At 42.8% G+C, this 20,437-nt stretch carries 16 protein-coding genes; 8 read left to right on the top strand and 8 right to left on the bottom strand.

The features are described 5' to 3' along the window. Positions 1-122 precede the first annotated feature (122 nt). Positions 123-2,129 (top strand): methyl-accepting chemotaxis protein, encoded by a 2,007-nt coding sequence (locus tag AMBT_RS08950; protein WP_013784295.1) that lies wholly within the window; start codon positions 123-125, stop codon positions 2,127-2,129. Positions 2,130-2,228: 99 nt separating this feature from the next. Here the strand turns inward: AMBT_RS08950 and fldA are convergent, their stop codons facing one another. From fldA to AMBT_RS08925, 5 genes are all read right to left on the bottom strand, one after another. Next, a complete protein-coding gene (gene fldA / locus AMBT_RS08945) occupies positions 2,229-2,753 on the bottom strand; it encodes a flavodoxin FldA (RefSeq protein WP_013784294.1) in 525 nt (174 codons plus the stop codon). Between the two features lie 29 nt (positions 2,754-2,782). Beyond that, a complete protein-coding gene (locus tag AMBT_RS08940) occupies positions 2,783-3,001 on the bottom strand; it encodes a DUF2788 domain-containing protein (RefSeq protein ID WP_013784293.1) in 219 nt (72 codons plus the stop codon). Positions 3,002-3,111: 110 nt separating this feature from the next. Then, positions 3,112-3,894, bottom strand: coding sequence for an alpha/beta fold hydrolase (locus tag AMBT_RS08935; RefSeq protein WP_013784292.1), 783 nt, complete (start codon positions 3,892-3,894; stop codon positions 3,112-3,114). Between the two features lie 124 nt (positions 3,895-4,018). Next, positions 4,019-4,420 carry an H-NS histone family protein gene (locus AMBT_RS08930; protein WP_013784291.1) on the bottom strand — a complete coding sequence of 134 codons (402 nt, stop codon included), beginning with the start codon at positions 4,418-4,420 and terminating at the stop codon, positions 4,019-4,021. Positions 4,421-4,534: 114 nt separating this feature from the next. Further along, entirely contained in the window at positions 4,535-6,184 is a 1,650-nt protein-coding gene (locus AMBT_RS08925; protein ID WP_013784290.1) for an electron transfer flavoprotein-ubiquinone oxidoreductase, read from the bottom strand. Positions 6,185-6,549: 365 nt separating this feature from the next. Between AMBT_RS08925 and AMBT_RS08920 the strand changes: the two genes are divergently transcribed. Then, the gene (locus AMBT_RS08920) at positions 6,550-7,302 is read left to right on the top strand and encodes an electron transfer flavoprotein subunit beta/FixA family protein (RefSeq protein ID WP_013784289.1); all 753 of its coding nucleotides are present in this window, start codon (positions 6,550-6,552) and stop codon (positions 7,300-7,302) included. After that, positions 7,299-8,225: an electron transfer flavoprotein subunit alpha/FixB family protein gene (locus AMBT_RS08915; protein ID WP_013784288.1), complete on the top strand. Its 927-nt coding sequence runs from the start codon at positions 7,299-7,301 to the stop codon at positions 8,223-8,225. The genes AMBT_RS08920 and AMBT_RS08915 overlap by 4 nt, the downstream gene beginning before the upstream one ends. 94 nt (positions 8,226-8,319) lie before the next feature. On the opposite strand, the gene AMBT_RS08910 is transcribed toward AMBT_RS08915, so the two are convergent. Next, complete coding sequence (locus AMBT_RS08910) at positions 8,320-8,628, bottom strand: isoamylase early set domain-containing protein (RefSeq protein ID WP_013784287.1); 309 nt, start codon at positions 8,626-8,628, stop codon at positions 8,320-8,322. 358 nt (positions 8,629-8,986) lie between these two features. On the opposite strand from AMBT_RS08910, the gene AMBT_RS08905 reads away from it, so the two are divergent. The 3 genes from AMBT_RS08905 to AMBT_RS08895 all read left to right on the top strand — a co-directional run bounded on the left by AMBT_RS08905 (position 8,987) and on the right by AMBT_RS08895 (position 13,964). Next, positions 8,987-10,243 (top strand): efflux RND transporter periplasmic adaptor subunit, encoded by a 1,257-nt coding sequence (locus tag AMBT_RS08905; protein WP_013784286.1) that lies wholly within the window; start codon positions 8,987-8,989, stop codon positions 10,241-10,243. Continuing rightward, positions 10,243-13,392 carry an efflux RND transporter permease subunit gene (locus AMBT_RS08900; RefSeq protein WP_013784285.1) on the top strand — a complete coding sequence of 1,050 codons (3,150 nt, stop codon included), beginning with the start codon at positions 10,243-10,245 and terminating at the stop codon, positions 13,390-13,392. Before AMBT_RS08905 ends, AMBT_RS08900 begins: the two co-directional genes overlap by 1 nt. Before the next feature lie 146 nt (positions 13,393-13,538). Further along, complete coding sequence (locus AMBT_RS08895) at positions 13,539-13,964, top strand: hypothetical protein (RefSeq protein ID WP_013784284.1); 426 nt, start codon at positions 13,539-13,541, stop codon at positions 13,962-13,964. A gap of 297 nt (positions 13,965-14,261) precedes the next feature. Here the strand turns inward: AMBT_RS08895 and AMBT_RS08890 are convergent, their stop codons facing one another. Together AMBT_RS08890 and AMBT_RS08885 are read right to left on the bottom strand one after the other, a co-directional pair. Then, positions 14,262-16,508 (bottom strand): TonB-dependent receptor, encoded by a 2,247-nt coding sequence (locus AMBT_RS08890; RefSeq protein WP_013784283.1) that lies wholly within the window; start codon positions 16,506-16,508, stop codon positions 14,262-14,264. 122 nt (positions 16,509-16,630) lie between these two features. Continuing rightward, positions 16,631-17,620: a GlxA family transcriptional regulator gene (locus AMBT_RS08885; RefSeq protein ID WP_013784282.1), complete on the bottom strand. Its 990-nt coding sequence runs from the start codon at positions 17,618-17,620 to the stop codon at positions 16,631-16,633. A 138-nt stretch (positions 17,621-17,758) separates the two neighbouring features. Here AMBT_RS08885 and AMBT_RS08880 point away from each other — a divergent pair, with 138 nt between their 5' ends. Together AMBT_RS08880 and AMBT_RS08875 are read left to right on the top strand one after the other, a co-directional pair. After that, positions 17,759-19,561 (top strand): acyl-CoA dehydrogenase, encoded by a 1,803-nt coding sequence (locus AMBT_RS08880; protein WP_013784281.1) that lies wholly within the window; start codon positions 17,759-17,761, stop codon positions 19,559-19,561. Positions 19,562-19,635: 74 nt separating this feature from the next. Further along, the gene (locus tag AMBT_RS08875; RefSeq protein WP_013784280.1) at positions 19,636-20,400 is read left to right on the top strand and encodes an SDR family NAD(P)-dependent oxidoreductase; all 765 of its coding nucleotides are present in this window, start codon (positions 19,636-19,638) and stop codon (positions 20,398-20,400) included. Positions 20,401-20,437 lie beyond the last annotated feature (37 nt).

Raw genomic sequence — 20,437 nt, 5'->3', positions numbered from 1 at the left:
TTAATGATTAATAGCATCTATTTAAACTTTGGGTGCATATTTTTAACATTCTGTTAAACTTGGCGTAATAATGGTAAACGAGGTTGGTACGTAGATTTCATCGCGTGCTTGGAATTATGCCAATGCAATTAACGGTTATAAATAAAATAAAACTAGGTTTTGGCCTTTTTGGTTGTTTGTTACTCATCACAAGTATTCTTTCTTATTTCGGTTTAAACGACATTAGGCGTTCAGCAGAAGACGTGGTTGAGCGGAAAATGCCGGCTCAAACCAGTATGCTTAAAGTCAAAACCGAGATCCTATCTTTATCTGTGGTTACGGCAAATGGCTTTCACGAAAATACCCCCAGCGCGTTGGCCCAAAATCGCCAAGAATTTGAAACTCTATCGAACGAGTTTGTTTCTGATCTCAAGAACCTAACTATTATTCTTCCCAGTAATCCAATTGCGGTAGAGGCAGTAGATGCAAGTTTAGCCTACGTAGAAAATAGTCATGATATGTATAGGGCGTTAGCGCAGCGAATGGTGATAGAAAGCGCGTTGGCCGACAAATTAACTGAAGTAATGAGCGAGGCAGATGAAGCAAGCGCCTTAATGCTGGATTTGTCTTACTTAGAGTCAGATAGTCCAAGCCTAGACACATTAATTGGTGCAGGGACGAATATCGATAACAAGCTGCTTACCACCACAGATTCTTTTAGCGAGCTTGCCGCCAGTATAGATGCACAAGAAACGGCCAATATAATTGACGATATTAAATATCAAATCAGTAATATTACGGTAGATAAAGATTACTTAAACCGCCTTGCACTTGATATTGATGATGGAGGCACGGTAGCTGCTTTCAATGAACAATTTGCTTTACTCATTGAAAACGTAAACGGCACCAACGGTTTAGTGGCGCTGCAACAACAAAAGTTAAATGAAATAGCCGTTGCTCAAGCGAAAAAAGACGAAGCACTAACGGCGTTGCAGTTGGCGTTAAGCAGCATTAATACATTGTTTGATAGTGTGCAGTCTGAATCAATTGAGGGTCAAAATGCGATTTTGGAATCTGTGCAAACCAACTTAGTTAAAAACTTTGTTGTGGCAGTGATTGGCCTGATTGCAGCGATTACGTTAGGTGTGCTGGCGACTCGAAGCATTTCTTCGCCCCTTGGAAGAATTAATGAAGGGTTAACTCAACTGAGTAAAGGGGATTTAAGCCATACACTGCCTGAAATAGGGAACGATGAGTTCACGGCACTTTCCGTCAAAGTGAATAGTTTGACCAATAATTTGCGAGAGTTAGTGGGGAATATTTTAGAACAAGAAAAACGCTTAATTACCATTACTAAAGAAAGTGTCGCCTTAGGTGAAAAAAGCTTACAAGGTGTGGATGAACAACGTAAACAAGTCACGGTAATTTCTACTAATACACAAGATGTGCAAAACACGAGTCGTAGCAATTTAAGCCAAATTAATGATGCTATGGAAGCGCTGCATACCGTGACCGCACAAAGCGAAGAAATTAGTGTGCTAGTTGCCCAAAACCGCAGTCAGGTAGACAGCCAAGCCCGACAGGCTGAAGCATCCGCAGATATTATAAATCGTTTAGATGGACACTCACGCAGTATTGGTAGCATTTTGGACGTTATTAAAACCATTGCAGAGCAAACCAATTTATTAGCACTTAACGCAGCAATTGAAGCCGCCAGGGCAGGGGAGCAAGGCAGAGGCTTCGCCGTAGTAGCCGATGAAGTACGCACCTTGGCAAATCGTACACATGACTCGACCGAAGAAATCGAGTCTATGATAGGCAACCTTCAAAAAGATGCTGAGAAAGCGGTAAAAGCAATAAATGCGGGCAGGGAACAAGCCCAAGAAGGGGTGGAAATTACCCAACAAGTATCTCAGCAGGTCGAAAGTATTCGAGAAATTATTGCTCGTTTAAGCCAAATAAATGAGCATATTGTGACAGACACCCAGCAGCAAGATGTATTACTGGCAGATGTAGCCTCAAGCTTAAATACCATTGTTGCTCTGGCTGACTCCAGTGCCCAGAGTACCCGCCAAGCCAATGAGTCGACTATGATGCTAGATGCGCAAACTGACAGCCTTAGAAAAGCGGTGGAGCGTTTTCAGCTTTAACTTTTTTTGTGGTGTGAATATCGAACAAATAATAACGAAAACAAAAACGCCGCTAACAAAAGCGGCGTTTTTATTACTTATAATCATGAAGCTTGTGAATTAAGCTAATTCAGATAAACACAGTTCGTCATGAATTTGCTTACACCACGATTTTACACGCGACTCAGTAAGCTCTGGTTGACGGTCTTCATCAATGCCTAAGCCTACAAAGTGGTTGTCGTCTGCCATCCCTTTAGAGGCTTCGAAATCGTAACTCTCAGTAGGCCATTGTCCTACTAAAATGGCACCACGGCCTTCAACGATATCGCGAACCATACCCATAGCATCAAGGAAATATTCTGCATAATCTTCCTGATCGCCACAGCCAAAAATCGCTACTAGCTTGTCGGTAAAATCAATGTCTTCTAGTTCTGGAAAGAAATCATCCCAGTCACATTGCGCTTCACCATAGTACCAAGTAGGGATCCCGAAAATAAGCAAATCAAACTCTGCTATATCTTCTTTGCTGCTCTTGGCAATGTCTTTTACATCAATTAGCTGTTTACCCAATTCCTTCTGGATCATTTTCGCAACATGTTCGGTATTACCGGTGTCACTTCCGAAAAACAGGCCAACGCTTGCCATATCAAACCTCTATTATTCGTTACTAGTTACTATACACCTGTGCTTAGCCAGAACCATTCAATGATTCCTTTTGCTAGGAAACCAATGGCTCCTAAGCCTAATACCCCATAAGTCACAACACGCCCAATTAACGGCACGTTATTTTTTGATAGGACATCGTGTACCGCAAAGCTCATCAATACAAATAGTATAAATAAACCGCCGTACAGCATGATGGATTCAATTAGCTCAAAGTTTTCTGCAAGCATAGTGTCTTTATTGGAAAAAATCTGGCGCAACTATATCACAGTATATACGCCTAGCAGAGTCAAAAAGGGTCAAAAAAAAGTAATAATAGGCATTCGCATCTTAGATAACGCTAACTAGCCGTCTTTTCTAATGTGCGAGCCACAATTGCATTGAAAACACTTGGTTTCTCAGCATGTAGCCAGTGTCCTGTACCCTCAATAATGTGGGCTTTGGCACTAGGGAAATATTTCGCAATTTCCTTCCTATAAGAATTATTAATGTAATCTGACTCGGCTCCTTTAATAAACAAGGTTACACCTGTAAAGGTCAAATTACTTTGAGGCCAATCAAGTATTCGTGAATAACTGGCAATTAATCCATCGACATTAAAACGCCATTTCCACTCGTTGCTGTCAGTTTGGTATAAGCTTTTAAGCAAAAACTGCTGTACACCAGGCTCTTTAACGTATTCAGAAAGGGCAACTTGTGCCTCTTTCCTATCACTTATCGCGTCAAGTGGGACGTTTTTAAGGCCATCGAACACTGCTTGATGACTATGTGAATATTTTACGGGGGCAATATCTGCCACAATTAAATGGCTAACACGGTCAGGGTTTAATAACGCAAATTGCATTACCACTTTACCGCCTAAGGAATGGCCTAAAAAAGCAGCTTTATCAATCTGGTAATTATCGAGTATTTCAACAACTCCCGTTACCGCAGCTTCCAACGTAAACCCGTTAGTCCAAGGGGATTGTCCGTGATCAGGTAAATCAATACTAATAATATTGTAGGTGCTTTCAAAGTGACGCTTAACGCCTGCTAAGTTATCAGCACTGCCAAACAAACCATGAACTAACACTAACCATGGAGAATCTTTTTGGGCTTCGGATAATTTGAAATGCAAAGACACTTTATACCCTATTAAAAATAGTAATTAAGACTAGTAGTGGGGGGGAATTTAAAAATGACAAGAGATAGATAGAAGGGGTAGCAGTAAATTTACTCACCGCTAACCCATTTTTATAGCACGAGTACTATGCGTTTACTGAATAGTCTTCCAACGACTTTCCGCTTTCAAGTGCTTCTTTATATACGCGAGGCATACGACCGATGCCTGTCCAAGGGTGGGTAACACCGTCGCTATCTGTTAATTTATATTTAACAGGGCGCTTTTTACCTACCTTTTTAGGGGCATCTTCATTTAATGATTGTAAGTCTTCGAAATTTAAACCCGCTTCTTCCATTTGTTTTTTAATTTCTTCAAGCTTGGCGCGTTTTTCTTGACCGACTTTTTCTTCTTCAAGCGCTTTTTCTTTTCTTTTATCAATAATATTTGCAAGTTTTTCTTGCACTGTTTCTAGCTCTTGAATGCTTAATTCCTTTACAGCACCTTGTAAACGTCTTCCATGGGTTAAAATATCTAAAAATTCGTTCATTTAATAACCTTTGCGTTTCGTAGTGGATTTTTCAGGCGAATCATAATTAAATTTAGCACAAAAAAAAAGCGGAGAAAGTCCGCTTTTTAATTTTTTAAGATAAATGGCTTAAAATTACATATTTGGGTAATTTGGTCCGCCGGCACCTTCAGGCACAACCCAACGAATATTTTGTGAAGGATCTTTAATATCACACGTTTTACAATGCACGCAGTTTTGCGCATTAATTTGAAAACGCTTAGACCCTTCCTCTTCAATAATTTCGTACACCCCTGCAGGGCAGTAGCGCTGTGCAGGCTCTGCATATTTAGGGTAATTAACTTCTAGTGGAATAGAAGCATCTTTTAATTGTAAATGACAAGGCTGCTCTTCTTCATGGTTTGTATTAGATAAAAATACCGAAGAAAGCTTATCAAAACTTAAAACGCCATCCGGTTTAGGGTAGCTAATTTCTTTAGCATCAGAGGCCAAATCAAGTTGAGCATAGTCTTTATGTTCGTCTTTCATGGTGAAAAACAAATTACCATTAAAGAAGTTCTGCTCAAGCGTATTAAATGCGCCCCCCCAGAAATTACCTAATTTATGAATAGCCGGTCCGAAATTACGTGAACGGAATAATTCATCATACACCCACGAATTTTTAAATTTATCGGTATAGCCAGTTAATTCACTTTCAGGGGCTTCTGCATTCTTCGCTAAAGCTTCAATAATAGACTCAGCAGCTAGCATGCCTGATTTCATGGCCGTGTGATTACCTTTGATTTTCGCAAAGTTAAGCGTTCCTGCTTCACAACCTACTAAAATGCCACCGGGGAACGTCATTTTAGGTAAAGAATTAAAGCCACCTTTTGCAATTGCACGAGCACCATAAGAAACACGCTTACCACCTTCTAAGTATTGTTTAAAGACAGGATGGTGTTTTAACTGTTGGAATTCGTCAAATGGGCTTAAGTACGGGTTGCTGTAGTTCAAATCGACGATAAGGCCTACGAATACCTGATTATCTTCTGCATGGTATAAATAACTACCACCAGTTGCGTCATTTAGCGGCCAACCAGCACTATGTACGACTAGACCAGGCTGATGTTTAGCAGGGTCGATATCCCAAATTTCTTTGAAGCCTATTGCGTAATGTTGTGGCGAAGCGTCTTTATCAAGTGAGAAGTGCTCGATAAGATCTTTACCTAAATGCCCACGGCAACCTTCTGCAAATACGGTGTATTTCGCTCGAAGTTCCATGCCCGGCATATAGCCATCTTTGGGTTGGCCATCTGCGCCAACACCCATGTCACCCGTTAATACACCACCAACACTGCCGTCGTCATTATAAATGACCTTAGAAGCGGCGAAGCCAGGGAAAACTTCTACACCCAGTTGTTCCGCTTGTTCAGCTAACCAACGACAGACGTTACCCATCGACACAATGTAGTTACCATCGTTATGCATGGTTTTAGGGGTAATCGCGTTTGGTAGGCGTTTTGATGATGATTCACTATTCAATAAATAAATATGATCTTCGGTCACTGGGGTGTTCAAAGGTGCGCCTTTTTCCTTCCAATCTGGAAAAAGTTCGTTCATTGCTCTAGGCTCAAATACCGCACCTGAGAGAATATGTGCACCCACTTCAGAGCCTTTTTCGACAACACAGACCATGAGCTCTTGGTTGTTTTCATTGGCAAGCTGCATAAGCTTGCAGGCGGTTGATAGTCCAGCTGGGCCGGCACCGACGATGACTACGTCAAACTCCATCGATTCTCGTTCCACGGGTGGCTCCTTATGTTCGATTTTTTATAGTGCACTATTGATGAAACAAATAATGCGATGTGTCAAAAACATGTAAATTAATTGTCGTCCTGAAAGGTAATCTAGGTTGACGTTTACGTCAACAGTAAGTACATTGCAGGGAGTTTACGTTAACGTTAACTAGCAGCACAAATACTGTGCAAGTAAACGTGGTGTTAATGATATTTTGGGTCTAGCCTTTTGAAAATGTCTTCGCCGCAACGCAAAGTTAGCATAAAGCACATTGTTTAAGTTTCAGAATGCGTGGTGAAGTAACGCTGTTTCCTTAACCGCTTATTAGCATGGAATAGCAACATACACCGACGAACTCAACAATTGAGGTAAATATGAAAATACTCGTCCCGGTCAAACGCGCGATCGATTATAACGTTAAAGTAAGAGTGAAGGCCGATAACTCTGGCGTTGATCTTACTAACGCTAAAATGGCTATTAACCCTTTTTGCGAAATTGCTGTTGAAGAAGCAGTAAGACTAAAAGAGAAAGGGATAGCGACAGAAATCGTAGTGGTTTCTATTGGCGATAAAAGCTGCCAAGAACAAATTCGTACTGCGTTAGCACTAGGCGCCGACCGCGGTATTCAAATTGATACAGACCAAAACCTAGATTCGCTTCAAGTGGCTAAGCTGCTTGCTAAAGTTGTTGAAGAAGAACAGCCTCAGTTGGTGGTGTTAGGTAAACAAAGTATTGATTCAGACAATAACCAAACTGGGCAAATGCTTGCTGCATTAACCGGTATGCCTCAAGGCACCTTTGCATCAGAAGTAGCGGTAGACGGAACAAGCGTTAACGTTACCCGTGAAGTTGATGGCGGTTTACAAACCGTTGCCTTAACGTTACCAGCCGTTGTGACCACCGATTTACGTTTGAACGAACCTCGCTATGCTTCGCTGCCAAACATTATGAAAGCGAAACGTAAGCCACTGGATGTTAAATCAGCTGCTGACTTCGGTGTAGCACTTGAATCTAACGTTAAAATTCTCAAAGTAACGCCACCGCCTCAACGTGAAGGTGGAGTGAAAGTGGCGGATGTTGCTGAGTTGGTCGAAAAACTTAAGAATGAAGCAAAGGTGATCTCATGACAGTTCTTGTATATGCCGAGCACGACAATGCTAGCTTGAAGTCAGAAACTGCAAAAATGGTTCATGCTGCAGCAAAAATGGGCGGCGACATTCATGTGCTTGTAGCGGGTGAAGGTTGTCAGGCTGTTGCTGACAGTGCTGCGCAAATTGACGGCGTAAGCAAAGTATTGCTTATCGACAATGCAGTTTACAAATATCAGCTTGCTGAAAACGTTGCCGATCTTGTGTTATCACTTGCTGATGATTACAGCCATCTATTAGCGGCCGCTACTACAACGGGCAAAAACTTCATGCCTCGTGTTGCTGCACTTTTAGATGTTGCTCAAATTTCTGACATCATTGGTGTTGAAAGCGAAGATACCTTTATTAGACCTATTTATGCTGGCAACGCTATTGCGACAGTACAATCGTCTGATAGCAAAAAGGTGATCACTGTGCGTGCCGCTTCTTTTGATGCTGCAACAACAGGTGGAAGCGCTGAAGTAACGACACTAGATGTGGTTAAAGAAAGCGAAAAATCTAGCTTCGTCTCTGAAGAGCTTACTGAGTCTGAACGCCCTGAACTAACCGCTGCTGAAGTGGTTATCTCTGGTGGTCGTGGAATGCAAAATGGCGAAAACTTCAAGTTACTTGAAGGTATTGCTGACAAACTTGGTGCTGCTATTGGTGCATCACGTGCCGCAGTTGATGCGGGCTTTGTACCAAATGACATGCAGGTAGGCCAAACCGGTAAAATCGTTGCACCGCAGCTGTATATTGCTGTAGGTATTTCTGGTGCTATTCAGCATCTTGCCGGTATGAAAGACTCGAAAGTCATTGTTGCTATCAACAAAGACGAAGAAGCGCCTATTTTCCAAGTAGCGGATTATGGCCTTGTTGGCGATTTATTTGATGTGTTGCCTGAACTAGAAAACACGTTATAAAAAAACGCGTTTAAAAAATCAAAAAAGGCTGCTTTCAAACGCAGCCTTTTTTAATGCTCGCAGTTACGGTTAAAAGCCGCAGGCGAGGGCAGTGTTAAACACGAACCACAGAATTATCTTCGCTTCCAATGCTAGACGGTAGATAAGCATCGGCGGCCCAATCGTTTTCCCACATTTCGCCATCAAGTAAGTAGCGGAATTGGTACTCATTATCAGTATCTAAATTAATAGTTACGGTAAAATCACCGCTTTTTAGTTTTTTCATTGAAAGAGGTTGTTTATCCCACTCGGTAAAGTCGCCCACTAAGCTCGCCTCATCGGCATTCTTTGCTTCTTCGGCAGAAAGGCGGAATGTTACTTTACAAATGGGTTTTGATTTCAGGTATTGCTTCTTCAGGCTCATGACAGTTCATCCCTTTTCACGTAACAAATTCGTTGTTGCATTGAGTCAGTGCAACTTTGCCTGCAAAGGCGCAGGTGTCTAAATAATCAACGATTATTGTTAATTTGGCAATCTTACATTTCAATTATGAGCGGATTTTTTTATATTAGGTCGTTATGTGCATTGTTTTGTTAACGATTACATAAATTCTAACAAACGAATACGAGCGCTTTGCACAGAAACACATTACACTAGAAAGCATAGAAAAATAATAAATCACGTATGGTTTAACTCTTTGTTCGCTTGACAAATATTTTCTATTTCAAGAGGCATATTTGGAGCGCAGGTTAAATGCTAGTACTACGTTATAGGGTAAATAATGAAAAACTCCATCTGGGTAAAAAGTGGTATACCTCTTATCATCATTTTAGTCGCGTTTGTTGTTGCGGCAATTATGATCTCTTCACGTAAGCCGCCAGAACAAATTCCCGTTGAAACGCAAGCCTTCCTTGTTGATGCCAAACCAATGGAATACCAACCGGTTAGCTTCGTGGTTGACTCGCAAGGCAACGTAGTGCCTCGCAACAAAACATCGCTTAGCGCGCAGGTAAGTGGCCGTGTAGTGAGTTTGTCCGATAAATTCATTGTTGGGGGCATGTTCCAAAAAGGGGATGTGTTAATTACTCTTGAACAAGATGACTACCGCACTGAAGTGAAGTTGGCTGAAGCTGAACTGGCTCAAGCGCATGCTGCGCTTCAAGAAGAACTCGCAAGAGGTAAAGTCGCCGAGCAAGAATGGCGTTCAGTCAGCAGTGTTGTGCCACCAGAGCTTGGCTTGCGTAAGCCTCAATTAGCCAAAGAGCAAGCGAATGTTAAAGCCTCAGAAGCAAAACTTGAGCGTGCCAAGCGTAACCTTGATCGTACCCAAATTAGAGCCCCATACAACGGCATAGTGGTTGAGCGAAACATCGATTTAGGTCAATTTGTTTCAGCAGGGGCCACAGTAAGCACTGTTTATTCAACGGACACCGCTGAGGTACGTTTACCTATCACCGATAAAGACTTGATGTTTGTTGATATTGGTAACCAATCAAGCAATCAATCTGATGTGACATTAAATGCTACGGTAGGTGGTAAAAATAGAACGTGGACCGGTAAGTTAGTTCGTTCTGAAGGTATTTTGGATTCAGGCAGCCGCGTGCTTTACGCCGTGGTTGAAGTTAAAGACCCTTATCAATTTAATGGTGGCGACAATGCGACACTTCGCTTTGGCCAATTCGTTCAAGCCAAAATCGTTTCTCATCAAAAGCAAGACTTAACCGTGATTCCTCGCTCCATTCTACGCCTTGATAACACAGTGCTAACCGTTAACGATAACCGCGAGATTGAAATTGTACCGGTAGACGTAGTACGTACCACAGCAGAACAAGCTTTCATTGGTGGCGGCTTAAACAGTGGCGCGCTGGTAGTAACCAGTGCGGTTCCGAATCCTTACAATGGTATGAAAGTAAGACTGCCAGGTGATGAGCCTGCCATGCCACCAGAAGCAGAGAACGATAAAAAGGCAGATAGCGAAATTGTAGGCGTTAAAGACGATACTACTGAAACCTCCCCTGTTTCTTCTGGGAGTAAGTAATGAGTCAGATTGATACGCAAAAAGGGTTAATCGCTTGGTTTGCGCGCAACAGTGTGGCGGCAAATTTGTTGATGTGGTTGTTAATTGTTGGCGGCCTATTTGGTGCCTTTAGTATTCAAAAACAAGTTTTCCCTAGTTTTGAAATAGACATTATCAATGTTCGCGTACCGTATTTGGGCGCTGCGCCTCAAGAAGTAGAAGAGGGCGTAATTTTAAAGATAGAAGAGTCGATTAAGAACTTAGAAGGCATTAAACAAGTCACCTCTACTGCGGTAGAGGGGATGGGTACGGTCAGCATTCAAGTTGAAGAAGATTACGACATTCAATCTTTACTCGATGAAGTGAAGGTGCAAGTTGATGCCATTCCTCTTTTTCCAGCCGACACAGAAAAGCCGGTTATCTATCGCCAGAAAATTCAACAGGATGTTATTTGGATTTCGGTATTTGGCGATGCCAGCGAACGTGAGTTAAAAGAGTTCGCAAAAGATATTCGAGATGACGTTGCCAATCTTCCCGGTATTTCAAGCGTGCAAGTTGTTGGGACTAGAGACTACGAAATATCGGTTGAATTGTCTGAGGTAGACCTACAAAAATACAACCTTACCTTTGCAGATGCGGTCAGTCGTTTAAGTCAGTCGAGTATTGATTTACCTGGTGGGTCTATTCGCACCGAAAATGGCGATATTCTGCTTAGAACGAAAGGGCAGGCATATACTGGCTGGGATTTCTCCCAGATAGTGCTAGTCACCAATACTGATGGCACACGGGTGACGTTAGGCGATGTTGCTTATATTAACGATGGTTTTATTGAGAACAACCAATATGCATTGTTCGATGGAAAACCAGCAGTTAGCCTTCGTGTACAAGCGGTGGGTGATCAAAATGCATTAGAAATATCAGAACAAGTCAACGGCTATATCGACGAGAAAAAGAATGATTTTCCAGCACATATTTCCGCCGATACATGGGGAGATAGTTCATTTTATCTAGCAGATAGATTGAACATGATGCTTGAAAATATGTTTTTTGGTGGCCTGTTGGTGTTCTTAGTGCTGTCCTTATTTTTGAGAATAAAACTCGCGTTTTGGGTGATCGTTGGCCTGCCGGTTTGTTTTCTAGGTACGTTGTTAGTTATGCCTATTGATATGCTTGGTGTTTCTATCAACATGCTGAGTTTATTTGCCTTTATTCTTGTACTTGGAATAGTAGTAGACGATGCCATCATAATGGGGGAGTCGGCCTATTCCGAAATAGATGAGAAAGGGCACAGTACCGAAAATGTGATTGCAGGCGTTAAGAAAGTGGCTATGCCTGCTACCTTTGGTGTACTTACTACCATAGCGGCATTCTCACCCATGCTTATGGTGTCGGGTCCTTTTGGTGTCATTTGGAAAACCATTGGGCTCGTGGTGATCATTTGTTTGGTGTTTTCACTCATCGAGTCGAAGCTTATTTTGCCTGCACATTTAGTGCATATGAAACTAAAGCCTTATGATCCAGCAAAGGCCAACAAGCTGCAAAAATTTAGAGACTTTTTCAGTGAAGGTATTAAGCGTTTCATACACAATGTTTATGCGCCATTTTTAGAAAAGACAATTCGTAATCGTTACACCACGGTATCGGTTTTCTTAGCCATGCTAATTCTTACTATTGGTTTATTTGGCGGCGGTATTGTTCGATTTGTTTTCTTCCCCAGTATTCCTAGTGACTTCATGTTTGCAAGTTTTGAGCTAGAGCCAGGCTCTTCACTAAAACAGCGAGACGAAGTGCTTACTGCATTACGTGAAGGCATGATGCGTATGGATGAAAAAGTGCGTGATGATACAGGTGAAGGCGTAATTAAACACTCCATGGCATTTGATAACGGTGACTTGGGTGGGGAGGTATTTGCCGAACTGACCAAAGGTGAAACTCGTACCATGGCCGATTATGAAATTCATCAGCTGTGGCGCGATGAAATGTCTGAAATACCAGGTGTTAAGACATTCAGTATTGGCGCTCCGGGTGGCCCTGGTGGTGGTGCTGATCTTAGCTTCGAATTTAGCTCTGGTGATATTGCGTCTTTAAAAGCCGTAAGTGATGAATTAAAAAGTATCTTGTCAGGTTACGACGGCGTAACCGATATTAATGATACGTTCTCAGGTGGTAGTGAAGAGATTCAATTAGCATTGAAACCTCAAGCCGACGCATTAGGTATTACGCTACAACAACTAGGGCAGCAAGTGCGTTTTGGCTTTTACGGCGCAGAAGTTCAGCGTATTCAACGTGACGATGAAGAAATAAAAGTCATGGTGCGTTACCCAAGAGCAGAACGTAGTTCTATTGAACACTTAGAAAATATGCGTATTCGTGCGCCTAACGGCCAAGAGATACCTTTCCAGCAAGTGGCTAGCTTTACCGTAGGCGAAGGCTTCGATTCTATCATTCGTGTAGATGGCAGCCGCTCTGTTACTGTCACCGCCGTAGTAGACAAGGCGTTGATGGATCCGTCTGAAATTACGGGTGAGGTTATCGAATCTGTTATGCCTGATTTGTTAGCACGCTATCCTAAAGTGGATTTCCAGTTACAAGGCAATGCAAAAGAACAAGCTGATGCAATGATGAGTTTGGCGCAGGGCTTATTGTTTGCGTTATTTGCGATTTACGCGCTATTGGCTATACCCCTTAAATCTTACAGCCAACCGTTTATCATCATGTCAGTCATACCATTTGGTGTGGTAGGCGCTATTATTGGGCACTTAGTATTAGGCATGGCGGTAAGTGTACTGTCGATTTGTGGCATTATTGCGTTATCCGGTGTAGTGGTTAACGACAGCTTGATTATGGTGGACTTTGTTAACCGAGCACGCCAAGAAGGCCATTCATTAATGCGCGCAGCCATTAGTGCTGGTACGCAGCGTTTTCGCGCGATTATATTAACGTCGTTAACCACCTTTATGGGGCTAATGCCAATTGTATTTGAGCGAAGCCTACAGGCACAAATTGTTATTCCTATGGCAATTTCGTTGGCCTTCGGTATTTTGTTTGCCACGATTATTACCTTACTACTAGTACCTGCCTTGTACCTCATATTGAATGACATTAAAAATGTATTTAAAGGTAGAAAGCATACTGAGTCTGTTGGTTCGGCATCGATAGAGCAGCACTAACACGGGCTAGTGAATAGAAAAACTCCCGTCTAGTTCGGTAAACGGATTATAAAAACACCGCATTGGTTGGCCAATGCGGTGTTTTTGTTTGCATTTTGTACGATTAGCTATATACTGTATAAATAAACAGTATATAGGTGAACGCGATGACTACAGGTGTTAAAGCAGTTGATCAACTTATTGAAAAGTTCGGAATATTATCTTCGCCAGGGCAAGATAAGTTCCAGCGCTTAACCCATTTATTTGGCGGTGATAAACGGGCGGACTCGTTGCCTTTTTGTATGTATCAAAAAGTAATGGGCGCGCCTGTGTCTCGTCGATTTACAGTCCACCACTTTTATCTGCCCTACAAAAACTGCAAGTTAGCCAGTTTCATGTTTAATGAAAAAGGCGAATTAATAGAGCAGGTTTATTTTACCAAGATGTCTCGGATGGTGAATGTTTGCCGTAAGTTGCAGCGTATTCTCTTGGAAGAAAAGGACCTGCGTGAATATGCATCCCAAGGAATGCTGCAGCAGGGAAAGCGTCAGAAGGACAGGGAATGGGCGCAGACGGAGCAATTTGCGGCCTAATCACTTGTGTAGCTGCAGTGTAGAGCTATGGCATGAATGCATTAAGGCAAGTGTCACTGAGTCACTAGCAACGACCAAACGTGCTAACGGGCAAGGGCAAACTGCAGAAATAAAAGCTAAAAGCTAAAAGCTAAAAGCCCAAAGGCATAGGCTCAAAATAGAGAATAAAAAAGCGAAGGGTCGTTAAAACGACACCTTCGCTTTTTTGTGTTTATCACTCTTAAATGCAGTGCTTGATAAGGCTAAGAATAAAAGTGCAGATCAGATCTGCACTTTTAACCTAAATCAAAATAGTGCTTAGTAGAAAGAATACTTCACTTCAACACCAAGAATACGTGGCTCGTTCACAATACCGGTAAGGTTTGCGAAGTCGATCGCACCTTTAACGTTATCTTCATCGGTAATGTTACGACCAAACAAGGCTACTGTGTAGTTATGTTCGAAGTTTTCGTAACCAATACGTAAACCGCCTTCAAAGTTGTCATCAGTCGTAAATTCAACCGCTTCGTAAAGGAAAAGGTTAGTTTCGCCCTGGAATGCCCAATCAGTAAAGATGAAGAATTCGCCGTCGTCACCCATAGGTACGGTGTAACGTGCGGTAAAGTTAAAGATTGATTCTGGCGCTTGAGGGAATGGGTTACCATCAATTGATGCTGAGAAGCCATCGGCGCGAGGATCTAATACTGTGCAGTAACCTGTGAAGCCTGCATCAGCACTTGTACCACAAGGTGCCACAGTTAATGTATCGTCTTTAATTTCTGTGTGGTTATAACTATAACCAGCAGTGAAAGTAAGTTCGTCTGTCGCTAGCCATTGGGCATCAACTTCAAACCCGTAGGCTTCACCTTTATCGGCGTTAACAAGCGCAGTAAAGTTGTTACCACCACCAATAGCTGAAAACTGCATGTCGTCTACTGTGTAATAGAAAGCAGCAGCATTTAGGCGCAAAGTATCATCTAGCAAGTCAGACTTAACGCCTACTTCAAATGAGTTAATGGTTTCTGCTTCAGCTACAGAAGGAGAGCCTTCAAAGGCTACATCGCGGCCTTGAATGGTTTGCGCGCGAAAGCCGTTAGCATATCGAGCAAATACTGACATATCGTCAGTAACACGATAGTTGGCGCTAAGCTCATAGCTCATTTGACCGTCGTCTACGTGAATATCATCATATTCTTGTACGCCAGCAAAACCGATAAGTACCGCGAAGCCATCAACGTTTTGTTCACCAACAATAAGCGATTTGTCATCGTGAGTGTAGCGAAGGCCACCAGTAATGTTTAGCTTCTCGTTAACTTGGTAAGAAGTCTGTCCAAACAATGCCCATGTTTTGTTGTCATGGAATACGGTTGTTGCACCGAAGAAGCCATCAACACTGGTTACATTGAAAGACGCGTCATAATAGAACGCACCTACCTGCCAGTTCATAGCATCTGTTGTGTTGCTTGAAAGGCGGAATTCTTGAGTGTATTGCTCTAGGTCGTTTAACTTATCTTGGGTAACGAAGTTTTGGCTCGCAATGCTATCACCGTCTACGTCACCTAAGCTGTAACCGTCAGCCGTTTCTATTGCAGAAATAGACGTGAAGGTTACGTCATCCATGTCGTATTCAAGTTTTAATGAAGTACCAAAACCGTCATATTCTTGAGGGTTGTTATCAGCACCTGTGCCTAATAGGTCACTATCATAGCTTACGGTGTCACGATCATAACTGGCATTTAGGCCATTTTCGCCTTTATTGAAAACGTTGCCACGGAAGATAGAGGCTGTGCCTTCTAATTCACGGCCGTGTACATTTAACAATGCAGAGAAGTCGTCAGACGGTTCCCAAAGAAGCTGTAAGCGGTATGCTTTCTCGTCAAAGCCACCAAGCGCATCTTTTTGGCCTGTTGCAGCATTGTCGATGTAATCATCACGCTCTTGTGAAAGTACAGACAAGCGTGCAGATAGCTCGTCAGTTAAACCGCCGCCTACTGCGCCTTCAAAGTTCATAGTACCGTAAGAACCAAAACCGGCTTTAGCGTAACCTTCTAAATCTTGTGTAGGTTTTACGGTATCGAACTTAATGATACCTGCTGTCGTGTTGCGGCCAAACAAGGTGCCTTGTGGGCCACGTAATACTTCAACTTGTTGCACATCAAAAAGTGGGAAGCTTTTCAGTACCACATTTTCCATTACCACTTCATCCATGATAATAGAAACAGGCTGTGAAGCGGCTAAATCGAAGTCAGTGTTACCTAGGCCACGAATATAGAAACGTGGCGCTACGCGACCGTTTGACGATTCAGCGTAAAGGCCAGGCACACGAACGGCCAATGCAAGAATGTCTTCACCACCTGAAAACAAGCTTTCAAATTTTTCACCACTTAGGGTCGCTACAGAAATAGGTACTTCCTGAATTGACTGGGTACGTTTTTGCGCTGTTACGGTAATTTGTTCAAGAGCCGTTTCTTTTTTTTGTATTGTTTCTGCTTCTTGAGCAAGGATTGAAGTACTGAACGCTGCACTAACTGCAAGCGCCAAAGAGGCTAGTTTATGTGTTCTCATGTGTCCACCAAGAGTTTTGAATTATACTTTTGTAGTGTTTTTCGGTACAGAAAAAGCGGTCTGTACGCGGCGTAGCATTTTACACAAACTAGGTAATAAAAACTTATCATTGTTGTAAATATTTATTTTCTTATGAACTTGGCGCGATATTGTGAGGGCGATAAACCGGTATATTTTTTGAAAAGCCGAGTGAAAGAACTGAGGTCCTCGTAACCCACACTATTCACAATGGATTCAAGAGGAGACATAGATGTTTCTAAAATTTTTCGTGCTTGTTCTAACCGTAAACCTTGTAAATATTGAATAGGCGTTATTGCACAGGCTTGCTTGAAACGCCTTATTAATGTGCGCTCAGTCATATTATGTTCGTGGGCAACATGTTTCAGCGTGAGCCGTTTTGTAAAATGTTCTTCCAAGTAATTTTGCACTGCTAACACATCTTTATCTTGGTGAAATTTATGCTGGCGACTGCTTGCATACACGGTTTGATTCGGCCTGGAAAAATCGAGTACATGAGACTTGGCAGTATCACTGGCCACTTGATGACCGCAATAACGTTCTATAAGCAAAATAGCCAAATCTATCCACGCCATACCGCCACCTGCACAAAAAATAGCATCTTGTTCAGTTACCATCTTTTCAGACTGCAAATTAACATTGGGATAATGAGAGCGAAATTTATCAGCATAGCCCCAATGGGTAGTGGCAACTTTATTATCAAGTAACCCTGACTCTGCTAACAAAAAAGTCCCGGTGCAGTTACCCGCAATATCTGCCCCTTGTTTTTGCAGCCGTTTAATATGTACAAGTTGATTCGCGTTTTCTTGTAAAACCGTATCGATATCGCCGCCAATCGTGGGGATCAGCAAAATATGAGTGTCTGTCACATCTTCAATAGCAATGTTAGGGGTTAGCAGTAACTGGTTAGTACAGTGAAAAGGTTTGTCGTGAAAACTCGCCAGCTGAACTTTAAATTTAGGGGTGGTGGGTTGGTTATGAATGCGCTGCCAACTGATGCCTGCAAATGCGAAGACATCGAGTGCGCCAGTGATGGCAGAAGCCAAAGCTTGATCAAATCCTAATACGGTCACGACGAACGGTGGTTTATTCATAAAAATAATACAGTTTATTAAATACGATAACTAACGGTGATTGTTGGCGTAAATGGCCATGATTGTGTCATAAATGACAATAATGGCATGATAACGAATATGACACAATGCATTAACAATTTGCTCAAGGACTTTATTATGGCTGACCAACTTATTCCCCGTCGGGAAATGCAATTCCAACTCTATGAAGTATTAAATACACAGTCTTTGTGTGAAAAACCCCGTTTTGAAGAACATAACGTTGAAACGTTTAATGCCGTTATTGATATGGCAGAAAAAATGGCTGAAGAGCTGTTTCTTCCTCACAACGCTATCGCTGATAAAGATGAGCCTACTTTTGATGGCAAAAAAGTCACCATGATAGATGAGGTTAAAAAAGCCTTTGATACTTATAGGGAGTCAGGCTTTATTGCAGGTCACTTCGATTATGAAGATGGCGGAATGCAATTACCCGTTACCATTATGAATGCGTGTGCGGGTTACTTCTTAGCGGCAAATCCTTCCACTACAGCGTATCCTTTTCTTACTGCTGCGGCGGCAAATGTGGTGAAACATTTTGCCAATGAAGAAACCAAGCAAGCTTTTTTACCTAAAATGCTAACAGGTGACTTTACCGGCACTATGGCATTAACTGAGCCTCATGCGGGCTCTGGCTTGGCAGATATTCGCACATCGGCAACGCTTCACGAAGATGGCACGTATCGCGTGAAGGGCAGTAAGCTTTATATCTCTGCAGGCGAACACGAATTATCAGACAACATTGTTCATTTGGTATTAGCGAAAATTCCTGGCGGCCCTGCGGGCGTAAAAGGTATTTCATTATTTGTTGTTCCTAAATACCGTCTAGATGAAAACGGTAACCCTGGCCCCCGTAACGACGTCACTCTGGCTGGGCTTATTCATAAAATGGGTTATCGTGGTACGACCTCTACTGCACTTACGTTTGGTGAGAACGGTGACTGTCATGGTTATCTCGTGGGTGAACCACACCAAGGCTTGCGTTACATGTTCATGATGATGAATGAAGCGCGCATTGGTGTAGGTTACGGCGCTGCCATGATTGGTTATCGTGGCTATCGCTATTCACTTGAGTATGCAAAAGATCGTACCCAAGGGCGTGCTGCGCCGAAACTAGCTCCAGAAGATGAGGCAACACCAATTATTAACCATGGTGATGTGCGTCGCATGTTGTTAGCGCAAAAGTCCTATTGTGAAGGTGGCATGGCACTGTGTTTATATGGCAGCACCTTAATTGATGCGTTGGAGACGGAAGAAGACACCGCAAAACGCACCGAAATTTCCCAGCTACTCGAGCTACTTACCCCAGTATTTAAAGCGTGGCCTTCTGAATTTGGCCCTAAAGCTAACGACTTAGCCATTCAAATTCTTGGCGGCGCTGGTTATACCCGAGAATACCCCGTAGAACAGTGCTGGCGGGATAACCGTTTGAACCCTATTCACGAAGGAACAAATGGTATTCAAGCCTTGGATTTACTAGGTCGTAAATTATGGCAAAGCGAAGGCAAAGGGCTCCAAGTATTAATGGCTCGTGTTTCTGGCGACATGAAAGCGGCTACAACACCACGAGCTCAAGCGCTAGCGGCAAAACTTAAACCTTACCTTGACCAACTTGGCGGGCTCATTCAACAAGCGGCGGGTGACTTACGTTCAGATAAACAAGCCGTGTTACTGACTAACGCAAGCTGCTTTTTGAATATCTTTTCTGCCTGCGTAGTGAGTTGGATTTGGTTACGCCAAGCGAATGTTGCCGAGCAAGCATTGGCTAATGGCGCAAGTGGTCAAGACGGCGATTTCTACGAAGGAAAAGTGGCAGCTGCTGAATACTTCCTCAATTGGGAATTACCGCTAGTGAAACGTGATATAGAAGTCATTACGTCACAAGAACCAACCTGTGAAAATGTGAAAGCCAGTTATTTCTAATAACGGCTTCAAGGGCATAACAATGACATACCAACAATGGCACATTGCAAAAAATATTAAGGCGGGGCAATAAAATGGTGGCATCAAACGTAGAAGGGAAACATATCCTTATCACAGGGGGCGGCTCAGGTATTGGCGCAGCCTCGGCCAAAACCTTATGTGAGCGCGGGGCATTGGTCGGTGTTGCCGATTTGAATATGGATGCAGCAGAAGCCTTAGTGCATCAGCTCAAAGAAGCGGGCGGTAATGCCTATGCGGTAAAAGTAGATGTTACTGAGCCTGCACAAGTGAATGCCATGTTTGAAGTGGCGTTTTCACAGCAAGCCAAGCTAGACGTAATCATCAATAATGCGGGTATAGACCATTTCCCAGCGCCCCTTACTGAAGTAGACGATGCTATGTTCATGAAGAACATTCAGGTGAATCTAGCGGGCGTGTGGTATTGCATGAAAAATGCGCTTAAACATATGACCGTAAATGGTGGTGGTCATATTATTAACATTGCGTCGGTAGCGGGCTTACGCTCCGCGCCTATGATCAGTGCCTACAGTGCATCTAAACACGGAGTTATTGGCTTAACTAAATCGGCAGCGGTGGAATATGCCCGTGCGAATATTCGCATTAATGCGGTGTGCCCAAGCTTTGTTGACACGCCAATGGTACAGGGCGTGTTGTCTAAATTAGACGAACGTGGACAAAAAGCCATGGTGGGAGCAAACCCCATGAAGCGTTTAGGCAAACCTGAAGAAATAGCGAATGCGATAGCATGGTTGTGTAGTGACGAGTCTTCATTCATGACAGGACAATCGGTTGTACTTGATGGCGGCATGTTGGCCTAATCACCCAATTTCTTGAGTTTGATAAAAGTTATTGCGT

The organism is Alteromonas naphthalenivorans, from assembly GCF_000213655.1.
Taxonomy (GTDB): domain Bacteria; phylum Pseudomonadota; class Gammaproteobacteria; order Enterobacterales; family Alteromonadaceae; genus Alteromonas; species Alteromonas naphthalenivorans.
Note: the sequence above shows the minus strand (reverse complement) of the source record. Positions and strands in the feature narration are given on the sequence as shown.

Excerpts from the sequence above, each read along its gene's own strand:
- AMBT_RS08950 (WP_013784295.1), top strand. The coding sequence starts at position 123 with ATGCAATTAACGGTTATAAATAAAATAAAACTAGGTTTTGGCCTTTTT.
- fldA (WP_013784294.1), bottom strand. The coding sequence starts at position 2,753 with ATGGCAAGCGTTGGCCTGTTTTTCGGAAGTGACACCGGTAATACCGAA.
- AMBT_RS08940 (WP_013784293.1), bottom strand. The coding sequence starts at position 3,001 with ATGCTTGCAGAAAACTTTGAGCTAATTGAATCCATCATGCTGTACGGC.
- AMBT_RS08930 (WP_013784291.1), bottom strand. The coding sequence starts at position 4,420 with ATGAACGAATTTTTAGATATTTTAACCCATGGAAGACGTTTACAAGGT.
- AMBT_RS08920 (WP_013784289.1), top strand. The coding sequence starts at position 6,550 with ATGAAAATACTCGTCCCGGTCAAACGCGCGATCGATTATAACGTTAAA.
- AMBT_RS08915 (WP_013784288.1), top strand. The coding sequence starts at position 7,299 with ATGACAGTTCTTGTATATGCCGAGCACGACAATGCTAGCTTGAAGTCA.
- AMBT_RS08910 (WP_013784287.1), bottom strand. The coding sequence starts at position 8,628 with ATGAGCCTGAAGAAGCAATACCTGAAATCAAAACCCATTTGTAAAGTA.
- AMBT_RS08905 (WP_013784286.1), top strand. The coding sequence starts at position 8,987 with ATGAAAAACTCCATCTGGGTAAAAAGTGGTATACCTCTTATCATCATT.
- AMBT_RS08900 (WP_013784285.1), top strand. The coding sequence starts at position 10,243 with ATGAGTCAGATTGATACGCAAAAAGGGTTAATCGCTTGGTTTGCGCGC.
- AMBT_RS08895 (WP_013784284.1), top strand. The coding sequence starts at position 13,539 with ATGACTACAGGTGTTAAAGCAGTTGATCAACTTATTGAAAAGTTCGGA.
- AMBT_RS08890 (WP_013784283.1), bottom strand. The coding sequence starts at position 16,508 with ATGAGAACACATAAACTAGCCTCTTTGGCGCTTGCAGTTAGTGCAGCG.
- AMBT_RS08885 (WP_013784282.1), bottom strand. The coding sequence starts at position 17,620 with ATGAATAAACCACCGTTCGTCGTGACCGTATTAGGATTTGATCAAGCT.
- AMBT_RS08880 (WP_013784281.1), top strand. The coding sequence starts at position 17,759 with ATGGCTGACCAACTTATTCCCCGTCGGGAAATGCAATTCCAACTCTAT.
- AMBT_RS08875 (WP_013784280.1), top strand. The coding sequence starts at position 19,636 with ATGGTGGCATCAAACGTAGAAGGGAAACATATCCTTATCACAGGGGGC.